Raw genomic sequence first — 19256 nt, forward strand, 5'->3', positions numbered from 1 at the left:
AGGGATTTACGACCCCTGCTGCGCCCTTCTATGCCAGCGGCGCCGTACGCCGCCACGGCCGTATCTCCTCCAACTGCCCGGCCAGCTCAAGGAGTTCGGCCTCTGAACCGGGCCGCCCCACCAGCTGTACAGCGCACGGGGCACCCGACGGCAGGGTCCCGAACGGCACGGCCATCGCCGGCCAGCCCGTCAGGTTCCACGGCGGAGTCAGCGGCGAGTAGTTCGTGTTGGCCAGCAGATTGCGCAGCCAGCCGCGCTTGTGCCAGTCCGCGGCGGCGGGCCCCCGCCGGGCGAGAGCCGGAGTGAGCAGGACGTCGTGTTCCGCGAAGAACGGCTCCATACGTCTGCGCAACTGATCCCTGCGCGCACCACCGCGAACCGAGCCCACGAAGCGGCGCCCCACAGCCGCGTGCACACGTGTCCGTCGTGTGAGCCGTCGCGGGTCGAGGCCCTCCGCGTCCACCGCCGTCCCCGCCGTCCAGTGCGCGAGCGAGGTCGTGCCCAGCCACAGGGGGTACGGCGGGTCGGCCCGCCGCACCCGATGACCCGCTTCGGCCAGCAGCTGAGCCGCCTGACGGGCCGCGGTCGCGTAGGGGCGGCTGATCGTGACGCCGACCAGTGGGCTGCGTACGGAGACGGCGACCGTGTGCGTGACGGGCTCGGCCGCACGTACGACATCGGTGCCGGCCAGCACCGAGAACATCAGCCGGGCATCCTCGACCGTGGTCGCCAGCGGACCGTTCTCCGACATGCCGAACCAGTCGCCGTTGCCGATGCCCGCCGGGACCGTGCCGAAGCCCGGCTTGAGGCCTATCAGCCCGCAGTTGGCGGCCGGTATCCGCAGCGAGCCCATCCCGTCGTTGCCCAGAGCGATCGGCACCATCCCGGCGGCGACCGCGGCCGCGCTGCCGCCGGACGAGCCGCCCGCCGTGCGGGTGGTGTCCCACGGGTTGCGTGCGGTGCCGTGCACGCCCTCCGTGGTGCCGAAGACGCAGAGTTCCGGCACGTTCGTCAGACCCACGACGACCGCGCCCGCCGCACGCAGCCGGGCCACCGTGACATGGTCGTGGTCGGCCGGGGTATCGGAAGTCGCGGCGGAACCGAGGCGGGTGGACTCGCCGCGTACGGACAGGTTGTCCTTGATCGCCACCGGCACGCCTGCCAGGGGGAGTCCGGCCAGATCGGCGCGGGCCGCCACCTCGTCGGCCTCGGCGAGTGCCGCCGCCGCGCGCAGCTGACGGAAGGCGCCCACACGGGCGTCGAGCAGTTCGATCCGCGCGAGGTGCTCGGCCACCACCTCACGGGGCGTGACCCGCTTCTCACGTACGGCTGAGGCGATCTCGGTGGCGGTCCGGCCGGCCCAGGTGGTCACGAAGGCTCCTTCTGTACGGGGTTCGCGTGAACTTACTCACTGGTATGGGGAGCACTGTGCCCGGATCGGGGCGTGACGTCGAGAGGCTGTCGGGTCTGGATCGCCCAAGACCGTCGAGGAGTTGACCTGCGTCTACTTCCGTTCGGCGGCCCGCGAGTCGGTGCTGCCGGGAGGTGAAGAGGTCTTCATGGAGACCCTCGGCGGCGGTACCTGGCAGTGGGCCGCGGATTACGGGTGCGCACGGGGCTGTGCGTATCGTGCGGTTTCGCGCTGTCTCGCCAACAGGCCTAAACCCGTGTGATGCAAATCACACGGCGGGCGAAAAAATTTACCCGGTGCAATGATCGCTCCACCGGATTCGTCCGTACCTTCTGGCGTCAGCGCCAGTCACGCCAGGAGGATCTATGCGCATATCACGTAACGTAGCGGGAACTGTCTTCGTGGTCGGCGGCATGACGATGACGATCGCTGCACTCGCCTACCCGGCGATGCTGGGCATCGAGAACACGTCCACGAACACGGAGCGTGTCATCGCCAACACCCGTTATGGGCCGATAACGGAGGCAGACCGCGACTTCGTGGTGAAGGTGCGCGCGGCAGGCTTGTGGGAGTACCCCCTTGGCGAGCTGGCCATGGAGCGTGGTACGACCGAGGCGATGAAGGAGGCGGGCAAGCACCTGGTCGTCGGGCACGGCGGTCTCGATGTGATGTGCCGTCAGATCGCCCCGGAGCTGGGCATCACGCTGCCCAACCAGGCGTCTCCGCAGCAGCAGCAGTTCGTGGCAACCGTGGACGGGAGCTCGGGCAAGCAGTTCGACTCCACCGCGGTCAGCATCATGCGGGTGACGCACGGTCAGATCTTCCCGGTCATCGCCAAAATCCGGGCTTCCACTCAGAACACCCTGATTCGTCAGCTCGCCGACCTGGCCAATGCCACGGTCCTCGACCACATGACGATTCTCGAGAAGACCGAGCTGGTGAACTTCGAGCAGAACAACTTCCAGCAGACCGCCCCGCCGAAGCTCCCCAAGGACGACACCACCCCGCCCCCGCCGCAGCCGGGGTCGCCGGTCCTGGTCCTCAAGCCGCGTCCGGACCTGAACATCAAGACGCCCGGCCCGCCGACCCCCGGGCCCTCGGTCAACTCGACGTCCAACCCGGCGTTGGGTGGGTGACGCCGACTGCGCGCCCTCGGTCCGTACGAGGGCGGGCGCACACTGGGCGGCATATCGACGACACAGGGTTCAGGCTCCGCGTCCCAGCTCGTCGTCCGCCCAGCCCAGCGGATGGCACTCGGGATCGTCCGCCGGAACGGGAGGTTCCCCGCCGGCCTCGTTGAAGGCGGTGAGTGCCTCGATGAGGTCCACCCGCTGCTCGGGGTCGAGTCGTTTGACGATCTCGGCGAGGTCGGCGCGGCGCCGGGCCGTGACCTCCCGCACCGTGCGCCGGCCCTCGCCGGTCAGTCGCAGCAGGGTCACCCGGCGATCGGCGGGACTGGTCTGCCGGTCGGCGAGACCGGCCGCGATCAGCCGGTCCACCATACGCATGGCCGTCGACGGCGCCACATGAAGCAGGTCGGCCAGGGAGACCAGTTTGGTGGCACCCTTCGTCGACAGCGCCACCAGCATCCGGAACTGCGGGAGGGTCACGCGTTCCTCGACCGCGGACAGTGAGCGGGCGGACACCGCGACCAGCAGCCTCGACGCGGTCAGTACCGCGCGGGTCACCTCGTCGACGTCGTCCACACCCATCACGGGTGCCTCACGCTCCGCCATGGGTCCTTTCTACCGTGCCGATCCACTTGAGTCCTCAAGGAGGCGAATCGATTTTCGTCTCCCTTGACCTTGAGAGCCGCCGCGGCGCCACCGCCTTACGCATAACGGGCCCCATGTGCCGCGCCCCCGCTACTGACTGAGCTGGGTCCGCAGCCACTCCTCCACCTCGCCCACATGCGCGGCGGCAGCCGCCCGGGCCGCCTCCGGATCATGAGCGACCAGCGCGCGATGAATCGCCGCATGCTCGCGGCGGGTGCGCGCGAAGGCGCCCTCCTCCTGATAGCCCCGCCAGACCCGGGCGCGGAACGTACGCGAGGACAGGCCTTCCAGGATCGCCGCCATCGTGTCGTTGCGCGCCGCCGCAACGATCGCGCGGTGGAACGCCAGGTCGTGGGAGAGGATCTCCTCCGGATCGTCCGTCGCGTGCATGGCGGCCAAGTGCTTCTCGACTTCGGCGAGTTCACCGGGAGTGATCCGAGCGGCGGCCAGCGCCGTCGCCGTCGACTCCAGGATCCGCCGCACCTCCAGCAGCTCCACCAGTTGGGGTCCCCGGGAGAGATCGGCGACCACACCGAAGGTCTCCAGCAGGTCACCGGCTTCCAACTGCGTGACGTAGATACCGGACCCGTGCCGGGCCTCCAGCACCCCCAGGACGGTCAGCGCGCGGATCGCCTCACGCATCGAGCTGCGCGAGATGCCCAGCTGGACCGCCAGTTCGCGCTCGGTCGGCAGCCGCGCACCCGGCTCCAGCCGCCCCTCGGCGATCATCGCCTTGATCTGCTCGATGGCGCGCTGCGTCACGGTGCCCTTCTGCGGTGCGGGCTCCGTCTGCCTGGGCAGGATCTCGTCCACGCCACTCCTCCTGTTACCGGGTGTGCCGCAGTCTAATCAGGCCAGTGGTCCGACCACTACGCTCAAAATGGCGGAAGTTTGCTGTCTGAGGGTGTTGTCAGAGGGAAGTGGTCTGATAAATATGCGGGCACTTGCTCGATCTCGCTCGATGAGGAGCCGACGGATGAGGCGACAGACAGCCGGTACGAGACTGCGGAAGAGGCGGATCCCCCTGCGAACGGCGGCTGCGGCAGCCTGCGCCACCTTCGTGCTCGCGGCATGCGGCAGCACCGAGGACAGCGTCGCCTCCGGTGGCGAGGGCGGCGGCGAAGGCAAGGTCGGGGTGATCCTGCCTCTGCTGACCTCGCCGTTCTGGCAGTCGTACAACGACTACGTGCCGAAGATGGCGAAGTCCGAGGGGGTCGACGCGCTCAAGACCGTCAACTCCAACAGCGACGCCTCGCAGCAGATCACCGACATCAACAACCAGCTCAACCAGGGGGTGAAGGGCCTCGTCGTGGCCCCCCTGGACAGCGCCGCGATCTCCGCCGGACTCGACCAGGCCGAGCGCAAGGGCGTGCCCGTGGTCGCCGTCGACGTGGCGCCCGAGAAGGGCAAGGTCGCGATGGTCGTCCGCGCCAACAACGTCGCGTACGGCGAGAAGGCCTGCGAGTACCTCGGCCAGCAGATCCCCTCCGGCAAGGTCGTGCAGATCATGGGCGACCTCGCCTCGGTCAACGGCCGCGACCGCTCGGAGGCGTTCCGCGCCTGCGTCAAGAAGAGCTACCCGAAGCTGAAGGTCCTGGAGATCCCCGCCAAGTGGGAGTCCGACACCGCGGCCTCCAAGCTGGACACACTCCTCAATGCGAACCCGGACATCAAGGGCATATACATGCAGGCGGGCGGCGTCTACCTCGCGCCGACGCTGCAGACCCTCAAGTCCAAGGGGATGCTGAAGAAGGCCGGCGAGAAAGGCCACATCTCGATCGTCTCCAACGACGGCATCCCGCAGGAGTACGACGCCATCCGCAAGGGTGAGATCGACGCCACCGTCTCGCAGCCCGCCGACCTGTACGCCAAGTACGGCATGTACTACATCAAGCAGGCGATGCAGGGGAAGACGTTCAAGCCGGGTCCGACCGACCACGACTCCACGATCGTCAAGCTGCCGAGCGGCATCCTCGAGGACCAGCTGCCCGCACCGCTGGTCACGAAGGAGAACGTCGACGACCCGAAGCTGTGGGGGAACACGGTCGGATGAGCACCCCACTCGTGGAGGCGCGTGGGATCACCAAGCGGTACGGTCCCACCGTCGCCCTCCAAGACGGTCAGCTCACCGTCCTCCCCGGCGAGTCCCACGCCCTCGTGGGCCGCAACGGCGCGGGCAAGTCCACGCTCGTCACGATCCTCACCGGACTCCAGGCCGCCGACGAGGGCACGGTCCGCTTCGACGGCGAGCCCGCGCCACCGCTCGCCGACCGGGACGCCTGGCGCCGCAAGGTGGCCTGTGTCTACCAGAAGCCCACGGTGGTCCCGGAGCTGTCGGTCGCCGAGAACCTCTTCATCAACCGGCAGCCGACCGGGCGCGGTGGGTTCATCAGCTGGCGCCGGCTGAAGGACCAGGCGGCGGAGGTCCTGCAGACCTGGGACGTGCACGTCGACCCTGAGGCGCGTACCGCCGATCTCAAGGTCGAGGATCGTCAAATGGTCGAGATCGCCCGGGCGTTGAGCTTCGGAGCCCGGTTCATCGTCCTCGACGAGCCCACCGCACAGCTCGACAACCGGGAGATCGAGCGTCTCTTCACGCGTATGCGCGCGCTCCAGGAATCCGGCGTCACGTTCCTGTTCATCTCGCATCACCTCCAGGAGGTGTACGAGGTATGCCAGACCGTCACGGTGCTGCGTGACGCGCGCTGGATCACCACGGCGCCCGTCGCCCAACTGCCGCGCGGCGCGCTGGTGGAGGCGATGGCGGGGGAGGCGGTCGCCGAACAGCAGGCAGCTGCCGCGGACGCGGTGCTGGAACACGCGGACGCCGTGCTGGAGGACAACGGTGCCGACGCGCCGGTCGTGCTGGAGGCGAAGGGCCTGACCTCCGACACGTACGAGAACGTCGACCTTACTGTCCGCCGCGGCGAGGTCGTCGGCCTCGCCGGTTCCAGCGCCAGCGGGAAGATCACGCTCGCCGAGTCCTTCGCCGGACTGCACACCCCCACCTCGGGAACTGCCCTTCTGGAGGGCACGCCGCTGCCGTTCGGCGATGTTCAGGGAGCCCTCAAGGCCGGCGTCGGCTGCGTCCCCCGCGACCGGCACGGCCAGGGGCTCGTCTTCGGGATGACCATCGGCGACAACGCCACCATGAGCATCCTGGACCGGCTGGGGAAATACGGGTTCGTGGGCACCGCCCGCAAGCGTGGCTTCGCCACCGAACTGATCCACCGGCTGGACATCCACGCCGAGGGCCCCGACCAGCCCGTCTCCGACCTCTCCGGAGGCAACGCCCAGAAGGTCGTCATGGCCCGCGCCCTCGCCTCCGACCCACGGCTTCTCGTCCTCATCAACCCCACCGCGGGCGTCGACGTGAAGTCCAAGGAGTCCCTGCTCGCCCGCATGGACTCGGCCCGCGACGACGGGACCGCCGTCCTCGTCGTCTCCGACGAACTCGACGATCTGCGCCGCTGCGACCGCGTCCTCGTCCTCTTCCACGGCCGCGTCGTGGCCGAGCACCCCGCGGGCTGGCGCGACCACGAGCTCATCGCATCCATAGAAGGAGTGGACCATGGCTGACACGAAGGCCCCGTCGGCCTCGCCCGCCACCTCCAAGCAGCCGGTGAAGAGCAGCGCCAACGCCAAGTCCGTACTCCTGCGAAGGGCCCGCGAACTCGCCCTAGTACCGGCGCTGTTGCTGCTCCTGGTCCTCGGTGCGTTCGTCAACGACTCGTTCCTCACCGAGCGCAACCTGATCTCGATCCTCGGGGCCTCCGCGGCGCTCGCCATGGTCGTGCTCGCCGAGTCGCTGGTCCTGATCACCGGCAAGTTCGACCTGTCCCTGGAGTCGGTCGTCGGTATCGCGCCCGCCGTCGGCGCGCTGCTGGTGCTGCCCGCCGCGGCCTCCGGCTGGGGTACCGACCTCCCTGTGGGGCTCGCCCTGCTCGCGATCCTCGGCGTGGGTGCGGTCATCGGCGGCTTCAACGGCATCCTCGTGGTGAAGTTCAAGCTCAACGCGTTCATCGTGACGCTCGCGATGCTGATCGTCCTGCGCGGTCTGCTGGTCGGCGCGACCAAGGGCAAGACGCTGTTCGGCATGCCCGACGCCTTCTACACGCTGGCCACCACCACCTTCCTGTCGGTGCCCATCTCGGTGTGGCTGGCGGCGGCGGCGTTCGGTGCCGCGGGCCTCATGCTCAGGTACCACCGGTGGGGACGCGCCCTGTACGCGATCGGCGGCAACGCGGACGCGGCGCGCGCGGCCGGTATCCGGGTCGATCGCGTGATGCTCGCCGTGTTCGTCATCGCCGGGACACTCGCCGCGGTCGGCGGGCTGTTGCAGACCGGCTATGTCGGCGCGATCAACGCCAACCAGGGCCAGAACATGATCTTCACGGTGTTCGCTGCCGCGGTCATCGGCGGGATCAGCCTCGATGGCGGCAAGGGCACGATGTTTGGCGCCCTCACGGGCGTCCTCCTTCTTGGCGTTGTCCAGAACCTGCTCACCCTTGCGCAGGTTCCGTCCTTCTGGATCCAGGCCATTTACGGAGGAATCATCCTGGTGGCCCTCATGATTGCCCGTGTGACGACCGGCCGTGCGCAGGATTGAGCGTGCCGCTGGGAAGCACGTTCAAAGCTGTGGGTTCGTCGTGGCTGGTCGCTCCCCCCACTCTCGGCTCCTCCCCCACTCTCGGCTTCGCTCGAGCGGGGGGACCCCCATGAGCGGGGGGACCCCATCCCGGCGGAGCTGCACATTGATACAGCCCCGCGCCCCTGAGAGGCCTGGGCCTCCTCAGGGGCGCGGTACCGCACCGGACTTCGGCAAGTCCGCTTCCCCTGTCCCTGACCGAAAGGCACTTCTGTGTCCTCACCTGCCGCCCCCCGTATCACCGCGGTCGACACCTTCGACATCCGCTTCCCGACCTCGCGCGAGCTCGACGGCTCGGACGCGATGAATCCGGATCCCGACTACTCGGCCGCGTACGTCGTGCTGCGCACCGACGCCGAGGACGGGCCGGAGGGGCACGGATTCACCTTCACCATCGGGCGGGGCAACGAGGTCCAGGTCGCCGCGATCGACGCCCTGCGCCCGCATGTCCTCGGGCGGTCGCTGGACGAACTGTGCGCGGACCCGGGGTCATTGGCCCGGGACCTGACCGGGGACAGCCAACTGCGTTGGCTCGGACCCGAGAAGGGGGTGATGCACATGGCGATCGGGGCCGTCCTGAACGCCGTGTGGGACCTCGCCGCCAAGCGCGCCCAGAAGCCGCTGTGGCAGCTGCTCGCGGACGCCGGCCCGGAGTTCCTCGTCTCCCAGGTCGACTTCCGCTACATCGCGGACGTCCTCACCCCTGAGGACGCGCTCCAGCTGCTCAGACGCGGCAGGGAGGGGGCCGCGGAGCGCACCGAACTGCTGAAGGAGCGCGGTTTTCCCGGCTACACCACCTCGCCCGGCTGGCTGGGCTACTCCGACGAGAAGCTCACCCGCCTTGCCCGCCAGGCCGTGGCCGACGGCTTCACCCAGATCAAGCTCAAGGTCGGCGCGGACCTCGCCGACGACGTACGCCGCTGCCGCGTGGCCCGCTCCGTCATCGGCCCCGGTATCCGTATGGCCATCGACGCCAACCAGCGCTGGAACGTCGACGAGGCCATCGAGTGGACCCAGGCGCTCGCCGAGTTCGACCCGTACTGGATCGAGGAGCCCACCAGCCCCGACGACGTCCTCGGGCACGCGAGGATCCGTAAGGCCGTCGCACCGGTCAAGGTCGCCACCGGCGAGCACGTCCAGAACCGGATCGTCTTCAAGCAGATGCTCCAGGCCGGGAGCATCGACGTCCTGCAGATCGACGCGGCCCGCGTCGGCGGCGTCAACGAGAACCTCGCGATCCTGCTTCTCGCGGCCAAGTTCGGCGTGCCCGTCTGCCCGCACGCGGGCGGCGTCGGCCTGTGCGAACTCGTCCAGCACCTCTCGATGTTCGACTACGTGGCCCTCTCCGGTACCACTGATGACCGGGTCATCGAGTACGTCGACCATCTGCACGACCACTTCCTCGACCCGGTGGTGATCAGGGAAGGTCACTACATGGCACCCACCGCGCCGGGCTTCTCGGCCACCATGCGACCCGAGACTCTCGCCGAGTTCACGTTCCCCGGCGGCACGTTCTGGGCCGCCGACCTCGCCCAGCAGGCATCCACCGATCAGCGGCTCACCGGCCAGAAGGGGGCAGCGGCATGACCGACACCCATGACTTTGCGGGGCTCAAAGCGCTGGTGACTGGCGGCGCGTCCGGCATCGGCCGGGCCACCGCGGAACTCCTGGCCGCCCGCGGCGCCCAGGTCGCCGTCCTCGACCTGGACCCGTCGAGCGTCGACAAGCCCCTGCTCGGATACCAGGCGGACGTCAGCGACGACACCTCCGTACGCCAGGCCGTCGCCGCCGCCGTCGCGGACCTCGGCGGACTCGACGTGCTGGTCAACAACGCGGGCATCGGCGCCCAGGGCACCGTCGAGGACAACGACGACGCCGAGTGGCACCGGGTCCTGGACGTCAACGTCCTCGGCATGGTGCGTACGGCCCGCGCGGCCCTGCCCCACCTGCGCGAGTCCGCGCACGCGGCCATCGTGAACACCTGCTCCATCGCGGCCACCGCGGGCCTCCCGCAACGCGCCCTGTACTCCGCGTCCAAGGGCGCCGTCCTGTCGCTGACCCTCGCCATGGCCGCCGACCACGTCCGTGAGGGCATCCGCGTCAACTGCGTGAACCCCGGCACCGCGGACACCCCATGGGTCGGCCGCCTCCTGGACGCCGCGGCGGATCCCGCCGCCGAACGGGCCGCCCTGGAAGCCCGCCAGCCCACCGGCCGGCTCGTCTCGGCACCCGAAGTCGCGGGCGCCGTCGCCTACTTGGCGAGCCCGCTGTCCGGCGCGACCACCGGCACGGCGCTCGCGGTCGACGGCGGCATGCAGGGGCTGCGGCTGCGCCCCGCGCGGCAGTGATGGGCACGCCGGTGCGGTCCCGGGCCCTGGGGCGGTCCGGAGTCGAGGTCACCGAGCTGGCCTTCGGCGCCGCGGGCATCGCGGGCCTGTTCACGCCGGTGAGCGACGAGCAGGCGTTCGCCGCACTCGACACCGCTTGGGATGCGGGGATCCGCTACTTCGACACGGCCCCCCACTACGGGATCGGCCTGTCCGAGCGGCGCGTCGGCGCCAAGCTGCGCGGGCGGTCCGGGTACACGGTTTCCACCAAGGTGGGCCGACGCCTGGAGCCGGCCGACGAGGTCACCGGCGACGACCTCGCGGGCGGCTTCGCCGTGCCCGCCACCCACCGGCGCGTCTGGGACTTCAGCGCCGACGGCGTACGCCGGGGCCTGGAGGAGAGCCTGGAGCGGCTCGGCCTCGACCGCGTCGACGTCGTCTACCTCCACGACCCGGACGACCACGCCACCGACGCCTTCGGCCAGGCCTATCCCGCCCTGGAACAGCTGCGTTCCGAGGGCGTCGTCGGTGCGATCGGCGCCGGTATGAACCAGGCCGAGATGCTCACCCGCTTCGTCCGCGACACCGACGTCGACGTGGTGCTGTGCGCGGGCCGCTACACACTCCTCGACCAGCGGGCCCTGACCGAACTGCTGCCGTCCGCGGCGGAACGCGGCACGTCCGTCGTCATCGGCGGTGCCTTCAACTCCGGCCTCCTGGCGGACCCGAAGCCGGGAGCCACGTACAACTACGCCTCCGCACCACAGGAGTTGTTGGACCAGGCGCTGCGTATCAAGGCGATCGCCGAACGCCACGGAACCACCCTGCGTGCCGCCGCCCTCGCCTTCCCGCTCGCGCACCCCGCCGTCGCGAGCGTCCTCGTCGGCACCCGCTCGGCGGACGAAGTCCGCGACTCCGTACGGCAGTTCACCACGGACGTACCGGCGGAGTTCTGGCAGGAGCTGCGGGAGGCCAAGCTGCTGCCCGAGGAGGCACCAGTCCCCGTACGTATCCCCGACGCAGGAGAGGAGCCCGCGTGAGAATCGCCCTGCACACCAAGGTCCGCGCCGACCGCATCGCCGAGTACGAGGCAGCGCACCGCGAGGTCCCCGAGGAGCTCACGGACGCGATCCGCGCCGGCGGTGCCACCTCCTGGACGATCTGGCGCAGTGGCACCGATCTGTTCCATGTCCTGGAGTGCGAGGACTACGGGCGGCTCCTCGCCGAGCTGGAGAAACTGCCGGTCAACATCGCCTGGCAGGCACGAATGGCCCAGCTCCTGGACGTGGTGCACGACTACTCGTCCGAGGGCGCGGAGGCGGGCCTGCCGGTCGTCTGGGAGCTGCCGTGACGGGATGTGCGATCGTCGATGCGCATCACCACGTATGGGACCTCTCCGTGCGCGACCAGGACTGGATCACCGGCCCCGGACTCCAGTCGCTCCGGCGGAACTTCACCCTCGCGGACCTCGAACCCGAGACGCGGGCCGCCGGAGTCGACCGCACCGTCCTCGTGCAGACGATCACCGTGCCCGAGGAGACCCCGGAGTTCCTGGCCCTCGCGGAGGACACCGAGCTGATCGGGGGAGTCGTCGGCTGGACCGACCTGACCCGGCCGGACGTCGCCGACGAGCTGGCTCGGCTGGCGGAACTCCGGGGTGGCGCGTACCTGCGGGGCATCCGCCACCAGGTGCAGGGCGAGCCCGATCCCGAGTGGCTGCTGCGCCCGGACGTACGCCGAGGACTCACCGCCGTCGCCGCGGCGGGCCTCGTCCACGACCTGGTCGTCCTGCCGCACCAGCTCACCGCCTGTGTGAAGGCCGCCGAGAGCCACCCCGAACTCACCTTCGTCCTCGACCACTTGGGGAAACCGCCCATCGCCACGGGCGAACTCGAACCCTGGGCCTCCCACGTCCGCGTCCTCGCATCGCTGCCCAACACCGTCTGCAAGCTGTCCGGCCTGGTGACGGAGGCGGACCCGCAGAGCTGGACGGTGAGCGATCTGGCACCCTACGCGGACACGGTGCTGGAGGCCTTCGGCCCGTCCCGGCTGATGTTCGGCTCGGACTGGCCGGTGTGCACACTGGCTGCCACGTACGCCCAAGTGCTGGACGCCGCCGAGGAGTTGACGACCGGGCTGAGCGGCAGCGAGCGCACCGAGGTCTTCTCGGGCACCGCGAGCCGCGTCTACGTCCTCTGAACGGCGACCTCAAGCCGTGTGGGCGGCAGGAAGTCGCGTACGTACGTCCGCTGCCAGCACGCGCCCGTCTCGCGCAGCTCGCGCCAGGTCGTGTAGCGGTACCGGTACAGGCTCGCGCGTACGTACCTGGGCGGCTGGTCCGCCGGGAACGGGGAGCGGCGCAGCAGCCGCAGGGTGTCCCGGTCGTTCTCCAGCAGCCGCTCCACCAGGGAGCCGAACCAGGAACCGGCGTACGCGGGGGAGAGCCCCACGAACCACATCAGCCAGTCGAGCCGCAGATGGTACGGGGCGAACTGGCGCGGCCAGCGCCGGGGATCACCCGGCTTGCCCTTGAACTCGTACTCCCGCCAGTCGGAGTCCGCGCGCGGCAGCTCGTCCAGGGTGCCTTCGAGTACGACCTCGTACCGCAGCCGGCTGACGCTGCCGAACGCCCCGTAGGTGTTGACCAGGCGGAGCGGGTCGAAGGAGCGGTTCATGACCTGGCGGCGCGAGACCAGATTGCGGGCCGGACGGTAGCTGAGGGCGACCAGCCCCGCGGCGACGGCCAGGACCACGATCTCGTACCAGAGCGGAGCGTCCGAGGGGCCGCGCGTCACTCCGTAGTCCACGGCCGACAGCGCGACCACGATCGTGATCCAGTTCAGCCAGGCGAAATTGCCCGACAGGACAAGCCACAGCTGGGTGACGATCATCAGGGACGCGGCGGCCGTAGCGATGGGCTGCGGGGCGAAGAGGAGGACGGGGACGACGAGCTGGGTGAAGTGGTTGGCCGCCACCTCAGCCCGGTGAAAGGGCTTCGGGAGATGGTGGAAGAACCAGCTCAGCGGGCCGGGCATCGGCTGTGTCTCGTGGTGGTAGTCGAGGCAGGTCAGCTTCCGCCAGCAGGCGTCGCCGCGCATCTTGATCAGACCGGCCCCGAACTCGACGCGGAAGAGGATCCAGAGCAGCAGGAGGAACACCACGAGCGGCGGGGCGACCTCGTCGTTGCCCAGGAAGACGGCGAGGAAGCCGACCTCCAGGAGCAGGGACTCCCAGCCGAAGGAGTACCAGGTCTGCCCGACGTTCACGATCGACAGATACATCACCCAGGGGACGAGCCAGAGCAGCATGCCGCCCCAGAGCGGCAGTTGACCGTCCAGGCCCGCGATGAGGGCGACCGAGACCGCGCAGCCGGTCCACGCCCAGGCCGCGAAGAAACGGTCGGAGTAGTGGAGGTGGAACACGCTCGGTGCCCGCCGGAACGGCACCTGCGCGACGAAACGGGGCACGGGCAGCATGCCGCGCTCGCCGATCAGCGCGCGGAACTGCAGCGCCGCGCTCAGGAAAGCGAAGAGATACACGACGGCCAGGGCCCGCTGGAAGACCAGCCGGCTCATCCAGTACTCGGCGGCGGTGAACCACTCCACGTCGCCAGCTCCCTTCTCTCCCATTGTGACGCTGCGTGACGCCTCCGTTGGGGGGTGCCCAGGACCGGCGTGGGCAACTCGATCCGCTCACAATTCGGCCGTGACGAGAAGTCGAAGATTTGGCCAAACCCTGGCAAGGTAAGCCCCATGGTTGATCGGGGAGCGAGCGCCCTGTCACTCCCGGACGACTGGCCCGCCCACCCGGACCCGATCCTGGCGCTCAACCGCATGGGCAGCTTCGACTGGGACCTGGACACCGGCATCATGCAGATGGATCCCCAGGCCCACGAGATCTTCGACATGTCTCCCGACGAGTACGACGGTCGCGTCGAGACGCTGGCCCCGCGAGTGCCCCCGACCGAGGCCCACCGCCTGGACACCCACGTCTCCCAGGCCATCAAGGACGGCAGCGAGAACTACGGGGCGTACTTCCGCATACGCCGCCGCGACGGCACCCTCCGCTGGACCCACACCCAGGGCTACATCCGGCGCGACGAGGCGGGCCGGCCGCGTCGCGTCATCGGCATCATCCGCGACGCCACCCAGGAGCTGATCGAGAGCGAGGCCCAGCGCGAACAGGCGGCGCTCGACGAGTTCCGCCGCCGGCAGACGAACGTCGTGCAGATCGCCACCGCCGCGCTCGCGCACGCCCGCACCGTCCAGGACGTCATCGACGTCCTCACCGACACCCATGGACTGACCCACCTCGGTGCGACGAGCCTGGTCATGGGCCTGGTGGAGGCCGGCCGGATCCGCCTCGTCGCGGAGGGGCCCACCGGCAGCTTCGTACCCGGCACCCGGGTCACGCGCATAGACGAGCAGTACCCGATGAGCGAGGTCGTCCGCACCCTCACCCCGCGCTTCATCGAGTCACCGGAGGACTTCGCCCAGTCGTACCCCCTGCTGTGGCCGCACATAACCGACCTGCACATCACCTCGGCCGCCTATCTGCCGCTGATCGCGCAGGCCCGCCCCATCGGCGCGCTCGGCCTGCTCTACCACGACAAGCGGGGCTTCACGGCGGAGGAGCGCAACGTCCTCGTCGCCCTGGGCAGCAGCATCGGGCAGAGCCTCCAGCGGGCCATGCTCTACGAGCAGGAGAAGGACCTCGCCCAGGGGCTCCAGCAGGCCATGCTGCCGCGTTCCATACCCAGCGTCCCCGGCGCCGACATCGCCGTCCGCTACCGCTCGGCCTCGCTGGGCAGGGACATCGGCGGCGATTGGTACGACATCATCCCGCTGCCCGGCGGCCGGGTCGGTGCCGTCATCGGCGACGTCCAGGGTCACGACACCCACGCGGCAGCCGTGATGGGCCAGCTGCGCATCGTGCTGCGCGCCTACGCCGCCGAGGGCCACACACCCGCCACCGTCATGGCCCGCGCCTCGGTCTTCCTGGACGAACTCGACACCGAACGCTTCGCGACCTGCACCTACGCGGAGGCCGACCTGTCCACCGGAGTGGTCCAGATCGTACGGGCCGGCCATATCGACCCACTGGTGCGCGACCCGGACGGCAGCTGCCACCGGCTGTCCGTCGAAGGGGGACTGCCACTCGGTCTGTCCGCCGAGTTCGGGCGGCTGCACTACCAGGTCGACACCTTCGAACTCGACCCGGGCCAGACTCTGCTGCTGTACACCGACGGGCTCGTCGAACAGCCGGGAGTGGACCTCGACGAGGGGATGAAGACGCTCCAGGCACTCGTTCACACGGGCCCCGACGACGTACGCGACCTCGCCGACCGGCTCATCGACGTGGCCGAGGAACGCGGCGGCGACGACGATGTCGCACTGCTTCTGCTGCGCCGCCTCGGCCACGTCGCGCAGCAGTCCGGCGGACGGCTCCAGCAGCACATCGGGCCGGGCGATCCGGAGGCGCTCACCGGTGCCCGGCACATGATCCGCGCCGCGGTGGCGGCCTGGGACGCGGAGGACCGTGCCGACGAGGTCGAACTGGTCGCCGACGAGATGATCACCAACGCCCTGATACACACCGAGGGTTCCGCGATCGTCACCCTGAGGGTCCTCTCCGGCTCCGACCGCCGCCTGCGCGTCGAGGTCGAGGACGCCTCCAGCGCCCTGCCGCGCCGCCGCGAGGCGGGGGAGTCCGGGGTCTCGGGGCGCGGACTGCTGCTGGTGGACCGCCTCGCGGATGTGTGGGGCGTGGAGGCGCGCGGCGGCGGCAAGTGCGTGTGGTGCGAGTTCATCGTTCCGGAAGGAAGCTGACAACTGCCGCGCATGGCGTCGTCGCCACCGGGTGGCACTCTGGACGTATGCCGGAACTTCCCGAGGTCGAGGCGCTCAAGGACTTCCTGACCGAGCACCTCGTCGGCCATGAGATCGTGCGGGTGCTGCCCGTCGCGATCAGCGTCCTGAAGACGTACGATCCGCCGCTCGCCGCCCTCGAAGGCCGTGAGGTCACGGCCGTGCACCGGCACGGCAAGTTTCTGGACCTGTCGACGGGCGACGGCCCGCACTTCGTGACGCATCTGGCCCGTGCGGGGTGGCTCCAGTGGAAGGACCGTCTGCCCGACGGCCCGCCCCGGCCGGGGAAGGGCCCGCTCGCGATGCGGGTCGCCCTGGAGACGGGCGAAGGCTTCGACCTCACCGAGGCCGGCACGCAGAAGCGGCTGGCCGTGTACGTCGTCCGGGATGCCGGCGAGGTCCCGGGCGTCGCCCGGCTCGGCCCGGATCCGCTGGCCGACGACTTCGACGAGAGACGCTTCGCCAAGCTGCTCGAGGGGGAGCGCCGCCAGCTCAAGGGCGCGCTGCGCGACCAGAGCCTGATCGCGGGCATCGGGAACGCCTACAGTGACGAGATCCTGCACGCCGCCCGGATGTCCCCCTTCAAACTCGCCGCCTCATTGACCACCGAGGAGACCCACCGCCTGTACGAGGCGCTGCGCACCACCCTCACCGAGGCCGTCGAGCGCTCACGCGGGGTGGCCGCCGGACGGCTGAAGGCGGAGAAGAAGAGCGGTCTGCGGGTGCACGCCCGCACCGGGGAGCCCTGCCCGGTGTGCGGCGACACGATCCGCGAGGTCTCCTTCAGCGACTCGTCCCTGCAGTACTGCCCGACCTGCCAGACGGGCGGCAAGCCCCTCGCGGACCGCAGGTTGTCGAAGTTCCTGAAGTAGGCGTCCTGAAGCAGTCCCGCGGATCAGGAGTGGCCCGGGGGATCAGGGAGCCTTGAGCTTCACGAGCGTCTTGTTGCCCGTGCGCACTTCGTACCGCGTGATCTCGTCGGTGTTCATCGACGCGGAGGCCTGCATGGGGCCGGGTGTGCCGCCGCCCGCCTGCCAGTTCATCAGCGTCTCCTCCGAGCCGTCGTTGCCGATGGCGACGAGCTCGCAGGGCTGAGGCTCAGAGATGCCCTTGACCATGAAATCGACGTCGCTGCCCCAGGCCCGGTCATGGGTGGTGACCTCGGCCCACACACCGGTACCCGGGTCGGTCGCGGCGACCCGCTGTCCGTCCGCGTCGGATCCGCCGGCGAGCACCGCGACCGCGGGCCCGCCCACCGCGATCACCACCGCGGCGGCGACGGCGAACAGCCAGCGCGTACGTCCTTTCCTGCGTGATCTGGCCACGTCCTCGAGCAGCCGGTCGAGCAGCGCCGGGCCGGGCCTGGTCATGGGATTCACGGTGCGCGGAGTCGCCTCGGCGTACGCCCGCAGGGACCGTGTCGTGGGGGCGAGTTCGCGTATCTGCATCGCGCACTGAGGGCACTCCACGAGGTGGTCCTCGAAGCGGAATGCATCCGCAGCGTCCAGCACGCCGAGCGCATAGGCGCCGACGTCGCGATGGCGTTCCAGGGACCTCATACCTCATCCTCGTGGCGATGGTGAGAGCTAGGAGTAGCTACTTGCCCACCGGTACGCACGAGAACGCCGAATCACTCAAGCCCCGCAGGAAACCAACCAGGAGATTCGGAGCCGGAGTGCCCGCGGATTGGTCGGGAACCAAAAAAAGTCGCGGATCGGAAAAGTTCGGAGAACGGAAAGATCACGGATCAGAAGAGATGGATCGCGAGGTGCCCCAACGGCAGCCCCAGCCGCCAGGCCGGCGTCCACACCTTCGGGCCGTCGTCCTCGCCGGGCACCGGGCCTCCGCCCGGCACCGCGTCCAGGTCCGGCGCGAGAAGCTCCGTCTCCTCCAGCCAGCGCCAGGCCGCCGTCGCCAGCTCCAGGTCCGGCGTGGGGCCTCCCGATTCGACCGCCTCGGCCGCCTGCGCCGCAAGCCGCTCACACACCCAGTCCTGCCACGGCTGGTCGTACGCCGTCAGCGAAAGCCAGGTCTCCAGCTGCGAGACGACGCGGATGCCGGAGAGCTCACCGCTCGTGTCCGACAGGAAGATGGTCAGCGCCAGCGCGTCGCGCCCGGCGCGGAACTCGAATGACGTCGGCGGCATCAGGTCCCCGGTACGCAACAGCTCGTCAGCGATGTACTCGGCGTACAACCACGCCATGGGAACGACGAGTTCACCGCCGCCGGTGCCGTCCGTGCTCTCGTGGCCTCTGTGCAGCATCCTTTCCTGCCTTCCTCCGGTGCGTGCGCGTCGCCCGACCCCGGGCCCCATTCCGGAACACGGATGAGGACAGCCGATTACTCAACAGAGGGTCTCGGCAAGGCGCTTTACGGAGGTTTGACTCGACCATTGGTTTCACCGCAGGTCGGCCGCATATCCCGGAAGTACCCGGCGCAGGGCGCGCAGCGCGTAGTACGCGCGGGACTTCACGGTACCGGGCGGGATCCCCAGCTCCGCGGCGGCTTCTGCAACACTCGCACCGCGGAAGTACACCTGCACCAGAACTTCCCGGTGCTCGGGAGTGAGTGTCTTCACAGCCTCGCGCACATCGAGGGTGGCGGCTGACCTTTCCGCGTGATCGGCGCAGACCCGCGCGCTCTCCAGTACGGCGTCCCCGACCTCGGCGGGCCGCGCCTGACGGGCCCTGCGTGCGTCGATGGCGAGCCGTCGCCCCACGGTCAGCAGCCAGGGCCGTACGGAGTCGAAGTCGTCGGCCCGCAGCGCCTCGGGGTGCTGCCAGGCGCGTACCAGTGTTTCCTGCACCAGATCCTCGGCGCGCTGCCGGTCTCCGTCCGAGAGCCTCAGCAGCAGGGCGAAGAGCGGTGCGCCGTGCTCCCGCTGCAACTCGGCCAGCTCGTGCTCGGCGGTCGTCCTGCTCGTGATGGTGGTGGCGGCCGTCATGGCCGTATGTCAGCGCAGGTCGCTCCGTCGGGACAGGTCACGGACGCGGATCGTCGGCGGACGGTCGAAGCTGTCGACGAACGGTGCGATGAACGGTCGATCGGGGGTGGCCGGTCGACGGCACCCCAGCCCTCCGGCTGGCTGGAACGGCTCGCGCACCAGGTGGTCCGGAAGAGACCGAGTGGGGCCGTTTCAGCTACCTGGCCGGAATGGCTACTTGACCCCTTTGTCGTCTCTGGGTGGATTCGTAATCGTTAGTAATTAAATACGACCGCACGGGAGCC

General features: G+C 69.6%; 18 protein-coding genes. 11 read left to right on the plus strand and 7 right to left on the minus strand.

What is annotated here, in order from left to right:
* Nucleotides 1-28: 28 nt before the first annotated feature.
* A complete protein-coding gene (locus ACFYO0_RS01675; RefSeq protein WP_388668914.1) occupies nt 29-1372 on the minus strand; it encodes an amidase in 1344 nt (447 codons plus the stop codon).
* A gap of 404 nt (nt 1373-1776) precedes the next feature.
* On the opposite strand from ACFYO0_RS01675, the gene ACFYO0_RS01680 reads away from it, so the two are divergent.
* The gene (locus ACFYO0_RS01680; protein WP_388668917.1) at nt 1777-2547 is read left to right on the plus strand and encodes a DUF4142 domain-containing protein; all 771 of its coding nucleotides are present in this window, start codon (nt 1777-1779) and stop codon (nt 2545-2547) included.
* 69 nt (nt 2548-2616) lie between these two features.
* Here the strand turns inward: ACFYO0_RS01680 and ACFYO0_RS01685 are convergent, their stop codons facing one another.
* The gene (locus tag ACFYO0_RS01685) at nt 2617-3147 is read right to left on the minus strand and encodes a MarR family winged helix-turn-helix transcriptional regulator (RefSeq protein WP_388668920.1); all 531 of its coding nucleotides are present in this window, start codon (nt 3145-3147) and stop codon (nt 2617-2619) included.
* A gap of 129 nt (nt 3148-3276) precedes the next feature.
* Nucleotides 3277-3999 carry a FadR/GntR family transcriptional regulator gene (locus tag ACFYO0_RS01690; protein WP_388668923.1) on the minus strand — a complete coding sequence of 241 codons (723 nt, stop codon included), beginning with the start codon at nt 3997-3999 and terminating at the stop codon, nt 3277-3279.
* Between the two features lie 163 nt (nt 4000-4162).
* Between ACFYO0_RS01690 and ACFYO0_RS01695 the strand changes: the two genes are divergently transcribed.
* The 8 genes from ACFYO0_RS01695 (at nt 4163) to ACFYO0_RS01730 (ending at nt 12360) form a co-directional block, all read left to right on the plus strand.
* The gene (locus ACFYO0_RS01695; protein ID WP_388668926.1) at nt 4163-5239 is read left to right on the plus strand and encodes a sugar ABC transporter substrate-binding protein; all 1077 of its coding nucleotides are present in this window, start codon (nt 4163-4165) and stop codon (nt 5237-5239) included.
* Nucleotides 5236-6765: a sugar ABC transporter ATP-binding protein gene (locus ACFYO0_RS01700; protein WP_388668929.1), complete on the plus strand. Its 1530-nt coding sequence runs from the start codon at nt 5236-5238 to the stop codon at nt 6763-6765. The genes ACFYO0_RS01695 and ACFYO0_RS01700 overlap by 4 nt, the downstream gene beginning before the upstream one ends.
* Entirely contained in the window at nt 6758-7795 is a 1038-nt protein-coding gene (locus ACFYO0_RS01705; protein ID WP_388668932.1) for an ABC transporter permease, read from the plus strand. Before ACFYO0_RS01700 ends, ACFYO0_RS01705 begins: the two co-directional genes overlap by 8 nt.
* A gap of 252 nt (nt 7796-8047) precedes the next feature.
* On the plus strand, nt 8048-9421 hold the full coding sequence (locus ACFYO0_RS01710) for an L-fuconate dehydratase (RefSeq protein ID WP_388668935.1): 1374 nt from the start codon (nt 8048-8050) through the stop codon (nt 9419-9421).
* The gene (locus ACFYO0_RS01715; RefSeq protein ID WP_388668938.1) at nt 9418-10182 is read left to right on the plus strand and encodes an SDR family NAD(P)-dependent oxidoreductase; all 765 of its coding nucleotides are present in this window, start codon (nt 9418-9420) and stop codon (nt 10180-10182) included. The genes ACFYO0_RS01710 and ACFYO0_RS01715 overlap by 4 nt, the downstream gene beginning before the upstream one ends.
* On the plus strand, nt 10182-11201 hold the full coding sequence (locus ACFYO0_RS01720) for an aldo/keto reductase (protein ID WP_388668941.1): 1020 nt from the start codon (nt 10182-10184) through the stop codon (nt 11199-11201). Before ACFYO0_RS01715 ends, ACFYO0_RS01720 begins: the two co-directional genes overlap by 1 nt.
* A complete protein-coding gene (locus ACFYO0_RS01725; RefSeq protein WP_388668944.1) occupies nt 11198-11512 on the plus strand; it encodes an L-rhamnose mutarotase in 315 nt (104 codons plus the stop codon). Before ACFYO0_RS01720 ends, ACFYO0_RS01725 begins: the two co-directional genes overlap by 4 nt.
* The gene (locus tag ACFYO0_RS01730) at nt 11509-12360 is read left to right on the plus strand and encodes an amidohydrolase family protein (RefSeq protein WP_388668947.1); all 852 of its coding nucleotides are present in this window, start codon (nt 11509-11511) and stop codon (nt 12358-12360) included. The genes ACFYO0_RS01725 and ACFYO0_RS01730 overlap by 4 nt, the downstream gene beginning before the upstream one ends.
* On the opposite strand, the gene ACFYO0_RS01735 is transcribed toward ACFYO0_RS01730, so the two are convergent.
* A complete protein-coding gene (locus tag ACFYO0_RS01735; protein ID WP_388668950.1) occupies nt 12348-13766 on the minus strand; it encodes a lipase maturation factor family protein in 1419 nt (472 codons plus the stop codon). The genes ACFYO0_RS01730 and ACFYO0_RS01735 overlap by 13 nt on opposite strands.
* A gap of 147 nt (nt 13767-13913) precedes the next feature.
* Between ACFYO0_RS01735 and ACFYO0_RS01740 the strand changes: the two genes are divergently transcribed.
* Together ACFYO0_RS01740 and ACFYO0_RS01745 are read left to right on the plus strand one after the other, a co-directional pair.
* Nucleotides 13914-15989 carry a SpoIIE family protein phosphatase gene (locus ACFYO0_RS01740; protein WP_388668953.1) on the plus strand — a complete coding sequence of 692 codons (2076 nt, stop codon included), beginning with the start codon at nt 13914-13916 and terminating at the stop codon, nt 15987-15989.
* A gap of 47 nt (nt 15990-16036) precedes the next feature.
* Nucleotides 16037-16900, plus strand: a complete 864-nt coding sequence (locus ACFYO0_RS01745; RefSeq protein ID WP_388668956.1) for an Fpg/Nei family DNA glycosylase — start codon at nt 16037-16039, stop codon at nt 16898-16900.
* Nucleotides 16901-16942: 42 nt separating this feature from the next.
* Here the strand turns inward: ACFYO0_RS01745 and ACFYO0_RS01750 are convergent, their stop codons facing one another.
* The 3 genes from ACFYO0_RS01750 to ACFYO0_RS01760 form a co-directional block, all read right to left on the minus strand.
* Nucleotides 16943-17587, minus strand: coding sequence for an anti-sigma factor family protein (locus tag ACFYO0_RS01750; protein ID WP_388668959.1), 645 nt, complete (start codon nt 17585-17587; stop codon nt 16943-16945).
* Between the two features lie 188 nt (nt 17588-17775).
* A complete protein-coding gene (locus ACFYO0_RS01755; RefSeq protein WP_388668961.1) occupies nt 17776-18291 on the minus strand; it encodes a hypothetical protein in 516 nt (171 codons plus the stop codon).
* A 135-nt stretch (nt 18292-18426) separates the two neighbouring features.
* Nucleotides 18427-18972 (minus strand): sigma-70 family RNA polymerase sigma factor, encoded by a 546-nt coding sequence (locus ACFYO0_RS01760; protein ID WP_033319094.1) that lies wholly within the window; start codon nt 18970-18972, stop codon nt 18427-18429.
* Between the last annotated feature and the right edge of the window lie 284 nt (nt 18973-19256).

It is taken from the genome of Streptomyces sp. NPDC006365, assembly GCF_042870755.1.
Classification (GTDB): domain Bacteria; phylum Actinomycetota; class Actinomycetes; order Streptomycetales; family Streptomycetaceae; genus Streptomyces; species Streptomyces xiangluensis.

Excerpts from the sequence above, each read along its gene's own strand:
- ACFYO0_RS01760 (WP_033319094.1), bottom strand. The coding sequence starts at position 18,972 with ATGACGGCCGCCACCACCATCACGAGCAGGACGACCGCCGAGCACGAG.
- ACFYO0_RS01680 (WP_388668917.1), top strand. The coding sequence starts at position 1,777 with ATGCGCATATCACGTAACGTAGCGGGAACTGTCTTCGTGGTCGGCGGC.
- ACFYO0_RS01685 (WP_388668920.1), bottom strand. The coding sequence starts at position 3,147 with ATGGCGGAGCGTGAGGCACCCGTGATGGGTGTGGACGACGTCGACGAG.
- ACFYO0_RS01750 (WP_388668959.1), bottom strand. The coding sequence starts at position 17,587 with ATGAGGTCCCTGGAACGCCATCGCGACGTCGGCGCCTATGCGCTCGGC.
- ACFYO0_RS01745 (WP_388668956.1), top strand. The coding sequence starts at position 16,037 with ATGCCGGAACTTCCCGAGGTCGAGGCGCTCAAGGACTTCCTGACCGAG.
- ACFYO0_RS01740 (WP_388668953.1), top strand. The coding sequence starts at position 13,914 with ATGGTTGATCGGGGAGCGAGCGCCCTGTCACTCCCGGACGACTGGCCC.
- ACFYO0_RS01700 (WP_388668929.1), top strand. The coding sequence starts at position 5,236 with ATGAGCACCCCACTCGTGGAGGCGCGTGGGATCACCAAGCGGTACGGT.
- ACFYO0_RS01695 (WP_388668926.1), top strand. The coding sequence starts at position 4,163 with ATGAGGCGACAGACAGCCGGTACGAGACTGCGGAAGAGGCGGATCCCC.
- ACFYO0_RS01755 (WP_388668961.1), bottom strand. The coding sequence starts at position 18,291 with ATGCTGCACAGAGGCCACGAGAGCACGGACGGCACCGGCGGCGGTGAA.
- ACFYO0_RS01705 (WP_388668932.1), top strand. The coding sequence starts at position 6,758 with ATGGCTGACACGAAGGCCCCGTCGGCCTCGCCCGCCACCTCCAAGCAG.
- ACFYO0_RS01720 (WP_388668941.1), top strand. The coding sequence starts at position 10,182 with ATGGGCACGCCGGTGCGGTCCCGGGCCCTGGGGCGGTCCGGAGTCGAG.
- ACFYO0_RS01715 (WP_388668938.1), top strand. The coding sequence starts at position 9,418 with ATGACCGACACCCATGACTTTGCGGGGCTCAAAGCGCTGGTGACTGGC.